Source organism: Neobacillus sp. BF23-41 (assembly GCF_041106275.1).
Genome location: NZ_JBGBPR010000055.1, coordinates 1 through 11,054 on the forward strand (window position 1 = coordinate 1; position 11,054 = coordinate 11,054).

The window sequence follows — 11,054 nt, forward strand, 5'->3', positions numbered from 1 at the left end:
AAGATATATCCAAAATTTTCTGTAAGTAAAATAAAAAATCCATAAAGTTATTACCGGAAAAGCTCCAAACACCCCTGAAACAAATAAGGGTTTCAACCAAGGTATAAGCGTCTCATTAATTACCCAATGCTTTTGATTATTTGCAATCACGTTATAAATAATCATTAAATAGGAGGCGAAAATTGCTGAGGGCATAAAGCGTTTTATATCTTCTTTCTTTAATAAAAATAATGTAAACCATGGAGCAATAAGTAACGCCCATAGTATAATTTTGTTAAGCATACAATTCTCACCCTTTATGACTGTTAATGTCATTAGTGTTTTCTGGTAATAAACGTTATATACTTTTTTATTTTAGTTAATATACGACAGTCATTTAGTTGAACAACAATATTCTAAAAGTACATAACTTATTGCTACACAGATCGAAGATTATATGCATGAGAAGAAATAGTGCTTGTTCCACTAACGAAGCAGGTTAGCTGAAGAAGGAAATAAAAAATAAAAGTAGAATTTATTTAAAGGATTGAAATTGTTATTCCGAGTCAGAATCGTTAAACAACGATTAATTAATTGGGAGTTAGAAGATGAAAAATAAAAAAAGAAATAGAGACGGCTTTTTTAAAGATACCCTAATTGAGTTTATATTTGAAGTGGTTTGGAACATCTTAATGTATATACCAAGAATGATAATTCGCTTAATAGGGAACATTTGGTGAAGTAGTTAGTCAAAATAGAGCTAACGAGGGCGATTGCAAATAAGAGCAGTCGTTTTTTTACAACAAGACAGCATTCCTATAATAAATGAACTGTAAAAAGGATAAGTTTGTGAATAAACGCACTTAAACTAAAGGGTGCTTTAGTTGAGAAACCGATCGTCGAAAGACGGTCTTTTTTTATGGAGTGAACAAAATCTCCAAAATGTTTACTCCATTTAACTTTGTTAATTTCATGCTTTTATAAACAGATTTCGTATAAGAATAAACATTAGCTGTCATCCATCTTTTTAAGAAATAGGTTAATATGATAAACAGGTCTGCAAAACTAAAAAAATCCGTTGCTCAGCAACGGATCCTACATAAACAAAATCGGCTGAAATGTTTACTCCGGACACAAGATTGTGAAAAGACTGTACTTAAGCTACCGGGCAGATTACAGTATGTTAAGTTTTATTTTTGCTATGATTAAAATATGATATTTGGAGGCGATAACAAGTGGACAATATGAAAGCAGAAAAGATAATCCTATTAGAAAATGGCGAAGAAAAAATTGAATCTTTTGATAGCGGTTTTGAAGATATTGATGAAGCACTTAATTATTTCGAAGAATACGATACGTCAAAGTTTCCGATTAACGCAAATAGAGTGACATTTAATTTGTATGAAGTCGAAGACGACGACTTCGCACAATCTGTTTTTTTTAGTAAATTCAAAGATGAATGGTATGGAAGTACATATCATTTTAATTTTAAAGGTTTCTATATGAATAATCTTCTATTTTCAGTTGATGGAACTGAGATAGATATCGCAGATTATCTTTATAAAAATATCTCTAAAATCAACAGTGAATGTAATTTAAAACTCAATATAGAAGATTTTAAATCCAAAATTGAACCTGATGATATGATAGTTGAAGCTTTGATAGCTGAAATGAACACAAACGAAGCCAAATTTGAATTCTTAGATATATAAAAAACACCTGTCCTAAATCACTTTATGAGGCAACATTAGTTGATTTGTTTCTTCTGATATTGTTCATTATCGGAGCTGCTAAAAATAATAAAACACTAGGATTGAAGGTATAATAGTGGGATTAATTTATAAAATTGAAAATCACATAAACAACAAGGTTTATATTGGGCAAACTATAAATACAATTCAGAGAAGATATAATGGAACGTCTTTAAAAGCTATTTATGAAAACATGCACAATGATCATCTAAGAAGGGCTATGAGAAAATATGGATTAGATAATTTTTCTATTGAAATATTAATTGAATCCGATAGTATTGATGATCTTAACGGTTATGAACAGTATTATATTAATATTTTTAACTCTATGGACCCCAATCATGGATACAATAAGAGAGATGGAGGAAAAAATAATAAAGCTAGTACAGAATTAAAACAAAAATTTAGTGAGATACAAACTGAATTAAAAGGTATTAAGGTTATATGCGTTGATAATAATAAAGTTTATTCATCTCTAACAGAAGCTGCTAAAGAATATAATGTTAAAATCGATGCTATAAAAATTGCATGTAAGAATCACCTAAAAGGAGCAACTTGTGGTGGAATGCAATGGGATTATTATATAGAGGGGAAAACTTACGAACTATATGATAAGAATTTCTATAATGCACAGCCTGTAATATGTATTAATTCCAAAGAAGTTTTTAGTAGTATAAGAGAAGCAGAACGTAAAACAGGTTTAGGTGGTATTGGTGCGTGTTGTCGTGGAGAAGCACATTCTATTGGAGGTATGCAATGGGCATATTACAAAGATGGCGAAGAATATGAACTAAAAAAATTCGTATCCGGACACAGCAGAGCTGTTATTTTTGTTACTGAACGGCACCCACATAGAATGAGTATTGGACAGATGAGGTACATCATAAAACGAATATCAAGTCGGGCAGTAATTAACAAAGAAATTCATCCTCACCAACTACGCCACAGCTATGCCACTCACCTTTTGAACAACGGAGCTCCCATTGATGTTATTCAAAGTTTATTAGGACACGAAAAAAGCGAGACTACAAGGATTTATGCTCAGTTAAGTGGAAGCCTTAGAAGGGAGTTTTATAGAAAATACTTTTAGATTGGATGGCAAAAGGCAACGGATAACTCCGCCGCCTTTTCACTATTGCACCCTATAGTTTAAGTAGAAATCTTCACAATCTTTATTTACCCTAACAAGCTCTAATCTCTTTATAAGAACAGTAAAAAATTTAAATCTGAAGAGCTTTTTGTAATGATTTTTTCATTGCTTCTACAAAGTTCTGACGTGTCTCTTCAGATAATTCTAATAAAGAAAGATAGGGATTTAAATCTTCTAATTCGACTAATAAAAGCTCCCCTTGTTCGCTTCGACAGGCATCAACTCGTTGAATCCCCCAGTCAAGATTATTCCAGTCGATGAAACGTTTAGCAAAAGCTAAATCTTCTTCCGTAGGTGCATACTCTTTCAATTCCCATCTTTTATCTTTATCTGGTGCATAAAGAGCATACTGAAATTCTTTGTCGATAAAATAAAATGAGACTTCATATTCAAAATTGATAAATGGTTGTACCAATGTATTTTTCGATTCTGAATTAACTTTTTCACTTAGTTCATCTTTTGTAACAAATTTCATCCCGATAGAGTCTGCTCCATCTTTCGGCTTTACGATATACCTGTCTACACTAGGAAGTTTATTTAGGGAATCAAGGGTATCAATCGTTGGAATAACAGGAAAATGAGCATTTGTTAGTTCAATTAAATATTCTTTTCCGTTCATATCAGCCTTCCCATCAAACGAATTATATGTGTTTAAATGTTTAGAAACAATTCGGTTGCGGAATGCTTCATATTTGTCTTTAAAATTTGCGACTGGACCTGCATTTCGGAAAACAATTAAATCAACATTATCTTCAAATGCTTCAATATCTTCAGGATGACAGATGACCAAATTAAAGGCTTCTCTAAGTTTAGAAGTTAGAAATAAATCCTCTTCATAATAGTTTCTTCCTTTTGCTTCATAATATAAATCTGTTACAAATAGTAGCGTCTTCATTACGCCTTCACCTGCTTTTCTTAAATTTTTATTGTAAAAACATCCTAAAAAACAAAAAATCCCGTCTCAGTAAGAGACGAGATTGAAACTCGCGGTACCACTCTTGTTTAATAAAATGTTTGAATAACACTTTACTACCCTTTACAAACGTACAATCATACGTTGTCCCTTGTAACGGAGGAAACCGATAAAGCTTACTAAACATTCGGCTTTACTTCTCGGAGATGATTTTCGGTTATTATCTGAACACTGGTTTTCAGCAAAACACCAGCTCTCTTTGGAACAGAAACAATAACGTACTCTTTCTCTTCATAGAATTTAAATCAAATTCGATTAATTAGACGTTATTATATATTTATTCAAAAAATAAAGCAAATGGTTATTTAAGGAAGTTTATTGAATTTCTTTATACAATTATTTGCTTCAACACTTTAATATCCAATTCCCTTTAAAAGTGTTGCTCCACAAACTGCCCCGATTGTTGAATAAGAGCTAAAAGCGATTCTTCAATTAAACTGCTTCGTTACTTCAATAAGAAATAGCGATCCTTCGTTATTGAAGCATCGCACCTGTTAGCTTAAGTACATTTCTCACAATTTTGCGTGGAGTAACGTTCAACTATATTTATTTTAGATTTATTTTTTACTTTTTTCTCCTTATGATGCTGTTCACTAAATTTTGTGTTGCATCCTGTCCAGTTTCTGATGCATTTTCAACGGCAGACTGTACATAACGTGTTGCTGAATGGTTTAGATTGTTAAACACTTGCATCTTGTTTTCAACTACATTATCTGGATGTTGGTCATGTTTTGCCAATATTATTACCTCCTATTTATCATTCGAAGTATATAGTGTGGATTATGTCAATGAAATATACCAGTTTTAGCTTTTTAAGTTGTAGAAGAAGTTCTCCTTCTTCAACCTGCCACGTTAACACAATAAGAAAAAGCCGCCTATGTATGTCAGCTGAATCTTGAACTCTTGCACCCAGTTAGTTGAACAAGATTTTAACAATGCATAAGTCTTATCTTTCAGACTTCTTTTTAAAAATAAAGAAAATCAATAAACAAATGACCCAATATAATAATGCTTGACCAGTTAAGTTTTCACTAAGAAAATTGTGAATGCCATTGGCACGAAGTATTGAACGAATAACAACGGAAAGAATTGCAGCAATAAATATAGAAATAAAGACTCTTTTGCCCATAAAATTTCACTCACTTTTTGGTATTGTATCTTAAATATTTTAATAAATAGGTCGTAAAGGGTATTCAAATTCCTCCACCTAGATGACTAATAAACAATCCAACTTGATAAATATTATATCATTCCTTCTTCAGCTAAACTGCTTCTTTAGTTGAAGAAGCAATTGAAAAAGAGCTGCCACAACAACTCATTTTTGAACATTAACTCAAGCTACTCGTTAGTCAAATAACAACCTTGAATTCAGCAGATCACTAGTATTTAACGAATGTCGTTATACTTCGTTTTGATGCAATAGTGCGTCTAGAAAGCTCTTCTTTCCATTTCTTTGAGTCTAATTGATATTCACCGTATTGATCCTTGTAAGTTTTTTTCAGGAGATTAATCGTTCTAGCCTCTTCTGGATGATTATGTGATAAGGGGTAACCATGACGTCCTTCTTCAAATATATATAGTTCTACAACGTCCCCTATTTCCATAAACGTATCCAAAAATGTAATAAATTCGATGTCCTCTCCTCCAAGCTCATAACCATAAGGGAGTGTAAACGGTAAACTTTCCTTATACGCCTCGCCATTTAGAAATGCATAATTATTTTCACTTGAATGATGATCAGGAATTGGCTTTAATGTAGCAATAAAATAATGAGATGTCATTGCAAAAACTCCTTTCACTAAAAAGCAAAATTTTACTTAAACTCCCCTTTAGTTGAACAAGAAAAAAGAGCCGCAGATACGACTCTTTGTTTAACTCAAGCACCCATTAGTGTAAGTGAGTAAATGCATAAACACTAAAACAAAAACAAATAAAGGCAAATATAAATAACAATGTTTTGGTAACCTGATATGGCAACAGTCTCAATAAGATGACACCGAATAAAGCGATGATGGCACCGATGATTGAATCAGCTCCAGAACCATCTATACCATCATTTTCGTGTCTTTTTTTATTATAGGCGAATCCACCATATAACGCTATAAAACCAATCAAAACAGACATTGCACCCAATAAATCCATTATCTCACCCTATTAATAGCGATACCTTATTTAATAGCTTAATTATACCTTACATAATGTTTTGTGTAACTTAGGGAATTTCACCTTTTTTCAACTAAACTGCTCCGTTAGTGGAAAAAGAAAAGACCACCGCAGCGATCCCCATTCTTCAACTCTTGCACCCCATTACTTTAAGTACATTACTTCACAAACTTTTCATCTTCCATATTTATTATGTAAACATCATTACCCTTTACTAAAAACAATTTGTTCCCTCTGCCAACGGCAAAATCATATTTAAGTTCTTCTCCATCCTGATTAACTGTTCGAAATGTTCTTCTTTTATTGTCCATTAAAGAATACAAGTACACCACAGCCTTATGGTCATAACCATGGCTAAACAAAACCAAATCATTTAAGATTGCAAATGCATGACTTCCTTGGATAGGAACATTACGAAAAATCTTATAGCCAGTCTTATATAATGTTACAAGAGGAAAGTCAGAATAGTAATAAATATTTGTGCCTTCTGAAGTGACATTTAAAGCATAACAATCATCTATGAATGGAACTTTTCTCCCTGTTTGAATGACAAAATCAGCGTAATCAAATGTTTTCAATCCTTGTTTATCATAACATCTTAAACCTGAACCCATATTTTCATCAAAATAACTTACCCATATATCAGAATCCTTTGTCGTTTGCACATCTTGAATTGCATCATCAAACTCGAACGTTTTTAACACATTTCCATGTACATCAAATAAAGTAGCGTTTCTTAAATACCCCTCTTCCTCATCGGTTCTTGCACTAACCAATAACCAATTCTCCTCAAGAGGTTGAGCATAACTAAATGGTATCAATACCGAAGGGAGTCTGATTTCATTTATATTTCCATTTACAACATGAAATACCTTATGCAAGTACCTTCCCTGTATTTTCTGTTTTGTTAATAAAATAATATTTCCGTCAAAATCGACATTAACCCCATAACTTTCTTGGATACCAGTAATTTGACTAACGTTCAGATAATGGCTTGCTTTTATATCACTCATTAACCACTTTTTCTCATCAGAGATCCATTTATTATTATGTAAGTCAAAGGATTTATCGTCATCGTCGAAACTAACATAGGCAGGTAACTTAAGAGTTTGTCCGTTTGCCTTATTCCAACAAGCAACAAACCACTCCATAAAAGCTTGTGTCTCAGCTTTGGATATTTCATCCTCAATCCGCTCATAAAACTCCCAGAACTTATATGAATCCTCATCTGGAAGATTGTAGTATTCTATATCTCCAATCAATTCGTAACTTCCTGCAAATATACTTTTATCTTTCCCTTCATAAAAAACTTCATTTGATTCTCTGTCCATAGAAAACATCATAACGGAAAGGTTAAATGGATGGATAAAGAGGGAAAAATCTAATAAATCTACCTCGTTGTAATAATTAAATTTAAGCGTTTCTTTTATATTTCCAACCAGTTTCTGAGAGTTTTTTTGAAGATTTTCTTTTAACGAATTAATATACTTTTCTTTTGTGAACACTTAATTCCCCTCATCTTTCAAAAAGTATCTTTAGCATATAGTATCAATCATTTAAAGTAAAAGGATTATCCTCTTGTTATTGAACAAACCTGCCCGTTACTTCAATAATAAAAAGCCGCCAAATGGCAGCTCGATCTTCAACTCATGCACCCGTTACTTTAAGTACATTTCTTCACAAACTTTTATCATAAAAGAAAAAGCTGCCTTTAAAACCATTTCTCCTCCACAACTTTTACTTTATTCACCATTTAATTTTGGAACTTTTGGGAAAACGATAGATGTGTTCGCTTTGGTTAGTCTACTTGCTCCCCAAACTTCTTCCCGATCTCTTCCATCAAATCAATAATAGGAATGAATTCTTTCCCTTTTGATGTTAATGAATACTCTACACGAGGAGGAACTTCTGGATAAACTTTGCGATTAATTAAGCCATCTTTTTCTAGTTCTCGAAGTTGCTTTGTAAGAGAACCTTGTGAAATATCCCATAAAAAAGCTTTGATTTCACTATAACGACGCTCTTTGGACTTTAAAAACCAAAGAATGAGATATTTCCAGCGTCCAGAGAGTATGTTTTGGGTATAGGCAATGCCATATACTTCTCTTTGTTCCTTTATACACTCTTTGTCAAATCCATCCTTACATATTCTAGACACTCTTTCACCTGATTTCTACTGTTAAGTACAAAAAAATGTACTACGTCAATTTTTATTGCCTACTTCAAAAATATTAGAAATGATTTTATTCTAGTATATGTGACAGAAATACTCAATACGTTTTTAATATCTAATGAAGATATGTTTACGGTTTGATAAACATATGATTGTGTAACTTTAAGCAGAATATTTCTTTTATATACAAATTCTTTAGGAGGAACAATAATGAGATTTGGAATTATAGGTGCAGGACCAATTGGGTCAATTATTTCTAAAAAATTAGTTAAGAATGGATATGATGTCAAAATTGCAGATGCACGAGGAATTGAACGTTTAGAAGGAAAAGAGCTTGCTGGGACACCTGTGCGTGTAGAGGATGCAATTAAAAATATTGAAGTTCTTATAATATCACTCCCTATAAAAGCAATGCCAAGCATTCGGAATATTATCGATCAAGTCGGGGAGGAAGTAATCATTGTAGATACTTCAAATTATTATCCTTTTAGAGACGGCAAAATTGAAGAAATCGAGAACGGAATGGTTGAAAGTATTTGGGTTTCAAATCAATTAGGCAGACCAATCATTAAAGCTTTCAACAACTTATTAGCCTATACTTTAGAAAATGAAGGAACATCCGAACATTCTAGTGAACGAATTGCGATGGCAGTTGCTGGTAATGACCCAACACAAAAACAAGTAGTCGTAGACGTAGTAAACGAGCTAGGCTTCGACGCAGTAGATAGTGGTTCTTTAAGTGACTCTTGGAGACAACAGCCAGGAACTCCTGCTTACTGCACAGAACTAACAAAAGGTGAGCTCACGAAAGCGTTGAAAAAAGCAAATAAAGAAAGAGCACCATTACTACGGGACAAGGTGATGGAAAGGTTTGGAGAGTTACTTGCAGAAAAAAAAGAAGTTGAATTTTCACATAAGGATATTGTGAATTTAAACAGAGAAATATACAATTCATAAAACAAGTGGTGCACTCAGTTAGAGTGCACCTTTATGTAGATCCATATATATCCCCATAAAGTTTCGAAGAAATATGTTCGCCACTTTCCTTTTTACCACCAAACAATTTCCAGTCCCAGCTCAATTTTTTTTCAAAAACTGAAATCTAAATATGAATGTGTTTTAAATCCCTCTTCCATTAACCTGCTTCGTTAACTTAAGTGCATTGTTTCACAATATGCTCGAAGTGTGACATTAATAATCTTCAATAATCCTACTTGGATACAAATTGATGCATTAGGTGATAGTAATATATGGTGTAAGTACACCTACTAATTTCGATGTGGAGGGATATTGAATTGAATATTCGTGAAGGCTTAATCCCCACTGTATTAGGTTCAGCTGTAACGGCTACTGGTTACGCTTTGAAACAAAAACGTGGATCCAATAAAATGGTTGCAAACACTGTTTTTGGGTTCGGTCTAGCCCACATTGTATTAGGTACAATTGACCTTTTTGAACATCGTCGTTAGTAAATAGGGAGCACAATTTTGTGCTCTCTTCTCGAAGTAAGACGTTATTCATTTTTGTATTAAGATAACAATTACTTCGGTTCAATTTATTTCTCTCCTCCACGAAACAATTTGGTTCATGAAATGCTTCTCTTCTTAAACTATCCAGCCAGTTAGCTGAACAAGCAAAAAAGACCGCCGCAGCAATCTCATCTTGAACTAACGCACCCGTTACTTTAATAAGCATTAGTTATTTCTTTTTCTTTTCAAAAAAGGATTGGAAACCATACAAAAGAAATGCTTTGTAAAAGAGGAATAAGAAAAATTGGGAATAATAAACTCTATCATCAATTGAAAAAAAGAACTTCGAATAAGAAAAACATAGGGAGATTTTAGTCTTCCTATGTTTTCATTCATATTATTTATCTGTTTGTTTTTGCTTCTTTTTCAAATACTCCGCACGCATTTTTTCAAGTTGCTGCTTTTTATCAAATTTGGCAGGCGTCTGTTTTTCATGAAACTTTGTCACAGCTACCTGACCTTTGGAATCCAATTGATATTTTCCCACTTTGTTCACCTACTTTTCCTGTCTTTAAAGAGAATCTATTCAACAAATATAATATACCTTATTTTACTGAAGTAAATGCTAATAACCAATACGTTCTCGATGATTTCAAATTTTGGTTCTGAGGGAAATATTGTTTTTTTTGCAAAGTCTTTTTACTACTTGTTTAAAAAAATCTACATCCCCAATATTTTTCTCCAAAAAATCACCCCTTGTTATTAACTTTTCTACTTATATCTATCTTAATCCAAATATTACCTTATTCAACTAACCTGCCCCGTTAGTACAAGAAGATAGGGGATAGCCGCAACCATCCCCTAATACACCTCTTGGACCCGTTAGTTACATAAGATTTAGACAATAAAAGTTTAAGTGTAAAAAGTTTTACTTACCTTTATACCTTTTTTCTTTTTTTCTTGAGTTTTCTTTTTGACTTTGGCTTTGTCCAAAATAAAAAGCGATCATAAGACTTTTTTTGAAGGATGAGTATCAAAATAAACTCGAATAGTTGCCACAGCACGATAGAAACAAGAAAGGCAAGGCTGATGTAAGACATCCAAAGAATACATTTTTCAATTGGAACACCACTCATTACAAGCAATCCAAAAATCAAAACATTCAATAGAAAGATTTTCATTTTGTATCTCATAGAGATTTTCACCTATTCATTTTTTTCTCTACTTAATAATTCTATCTTTTACATCGTTTAACCTTTTCTTCTTCAATTTACCTGACCAGTTAGCTCAATAAAAAAAGCACCCAAAATTGCAGCTGTATCTTCTTAGTAAGCACCCTTGAGATAGTTAAAATTTAATCATCTTATAGTATCATTGTCACCAAGATGTTCAATTT

At 32.6% G+C, this 11,054-nt stretch carries 12 protein-coding genes, 1 pseudogene and 1 other annotated feature; of the genes and pseudogenes, 4 read left to right on the forward strand and 9 right to left on the reverse strand.

Translation table 11 applies throughout. The features are described 5' to 3' along the window. A pseudogene (locus AB7942_RS29445) lies at nucleotides 1–282 on the reverse strand (hypothetical protein); the annotation flags it as partial. Between the two features lie 932 nt (nucleotides 283–1,214). Here AB7942_RS29445 and AB7942_RS29450 point away from each other — a divergent pair. Together AB7942_RS29450 and AB7942_RS29455 are read left to right on the forward strand one after the other, a co-directional pair. After that, nucleotides 1,215–1,691 carry a hypothetical protein gene (locus AB7942_RS29450; RefSeq protein ID WP_369449620.1) on the forward strand — a complete coding sequence of 159 codons (477 nt, stop codon included), beginning with the start codon at nucleotides 1,215–1,217 and terminating at the stop codon, nucleotides 1,689–1,691. 115 nt (nucleotides 1,692–1,806) lie between these two features. Beyond that, nucleotides 1,807–2,820, forward strand: a complete 1,014-nt coding sequence (locus AB7942_RS29455) for a tyrosine-type recombinase/integrase (RefSeq protein ID WP_369449621.1) — start codon at nucleotides 1,807–1,809, stop codon at nucleotides 2,818–2,820. Between the two features lie 130 nt (nucleotides 2,821–2,950). Here the strand turns inward: AB7942_RS29455 and AB7942_RS29460 are convergent, their stop codons facing one another. From AB7942_RS29460 to AB7942_RS29490, 7 genes are all read right to left on the reverse strand, one after another. Further along, nucleotides 2,951–3,775 carry an ATP-grasp domain-containing protein gene (locus AB7942_RS29460; protein WP_369449622.1) on the reverse strand — a complete coding sequence of 275 codons (825 nt, stop codon included), beginning with the start codon at nucleotides 3,773–3,775 and terminating at the stop codon, nucleotides 2,951–2,953. A gap of 69 nt (nucleotides 3,776–3,844) precedes the next feature. Next, nucleotides 3,845–4,097 (reverse strand) — a binding site (T-box leader). 320 nt (nucleotides 4,098–4,417) lie between these two features. Continuing rightward, on the reverse strand, nucleotides 4,418–4,591 hold the full coding sequence (locus AB7942_RS29465) for a hypothetical protein (RefSeq protein ID WP_369449623.1): 174 nt from the start codon (nucleotides 4,589–4,591) through the stop codon (nucleotides 4,418–4,420). A gap of 208 nt (nucleotides 4,592–4,799) precedes the next feature. Beyond that, complete coding sequence (locus AB7942_RS29470) at nucleotides 4,800–4,982, reverse strand: hypothetical protein (RefSeq protein ID WP_335539745.1); 183 nt, start codon at nucleotides 4,980–4,982, stop codon at nucleotides 4,800–4,802. A 250-nt stretch (nucleotides 4,983–5,232) separates the two neighbouring features. Continuing rightward, a complete protein-coding gene (locus AB7942_RS29475) occupies nucleotides 5,233–5,634 on the reverse strand; it encodes a hypothetical protein (protein ID WP_369449624.1) in 402 nt (133 codons plus the stop codon). 106 nt (nucleotides 5,635–5,740) lie between these two features. Continuing rightward, the gene (locus AB7942_RS29480) at nucleotides 5,741–5,995 is read right to left on the reverse strand and encodes a hypothetical protein (protein WP_369449625.1); all 255 of its coding nucleotides are present in this window, start codon (nucleotides 5,993–5,995) and stop codon (nucleotides 5,741–5,743) included. 179 nt (nucleotides 5,996–6,174) lie between these two features. Beyond that, nucleotides 6,175–7,521 (reverse strand): hypothetical protein, encoded by a 1,347-nt coding sequence (locus AB7942_RS29485; protein ID WP_369449626.1) that lies wholly within the window; start codon nucleotides 7,519–7,521, stop codon nucleotides 6,175–6,177. Between the two features lie 293 nt (nucleotides 7,522–7,814). After that, nucleotides 7,815–8,174, reverse strand: a complete 360-nt coding sequence (locus tag AB7942_RS29490) for a winged helix-turn-helix transcriptional regulator (protein WP_369449627.1) — start codon at nucleotides 8,172–8,174, stop codon at nucleotides 7,815–7,817. 225 nt (nucleotides 8,175–8,399) lie between these two features. On the opposite strand from AB7942_RS29490, the gene AB7942_RS29495 reads away from it, so the two are divergent. Further along, nucleotides 8,400–9,146 (forward strand): NADPH-dependent F420 reductase, encoded by a 747-nt coding sequence (locus tag AB7942_RS29495; protein ID WP_369449628.1) that lies wholly within the window; start codon nucleotides 8,400–8,402, stop codon nucleotides 9,144–9,146. 338 nt (nucleotides 9,147–9,484) lie between these two features. Next, entirely contained in the window at nucleotides 9,485–9,658 is a 174-nt protein-coding gene (locus AB7942_RS29500) for an asparagine synthase (RefSeq protein WP_369449629.1), read from the forward strand. Nucleotides 9,659–10,055: 397 nt separating this feature from the next. On the opposite strand, the gene AB7942_RS29505 is transcribed toward AB7942_RS29500, so the two are convergent. Next, entirely contained in the window at nucleotides 10,056–10,205 is a 150-nt protein-coding gene (locus AB7942_RS29505) for a hypothetical protein (protein WP_173068464.1), read from the reverse strand. Between the last annotated feature and the right edge of the window lie 849 nt (nucleotides 10,206–11,054).

What these genes read in the sequence shown, in the direction of transcription:
- AB7942_RS29470 (WP_335539745.1), bottom strand. Translation starts at nt 4,982, where the DNA reads ATGGGCAAAAGAGTCTTTATTTCTATATTTATTGCTGCAATTCTTTCC.
- AB7942_RS29475 (WP_369449624.1), bottom strand. Translation starts at nt 5,634, where the DNA reads ATGACATCTCATTATTTTATTGCTACATTAAAGCCAATTCCTGATCAT.
- AB7942_RS29480 (WP_369449625.1), bottom strand. Translation starts at nt 5,995, where the DNA reads ATGGATTTATTGGGTGCAATGTCTGTTTTGATTGGTTTTATAGCGTTA.
- AB7942_RS29495 (WP_369449628.1), top strand. Translation starts at nt 8,400, where the DNA reads ATGAGATTTGGAATTATAGGTGCAGGACCAATTGGGTCAATTATTTCT.
- AB7942_RS29460 (WP_369449622.1), bottom strand. Translation starts at nt 3,775, where the DNA reads ATGAAGACGCTACTATTTGTAACAGATTTATATTATGAAGCAAAAGGA.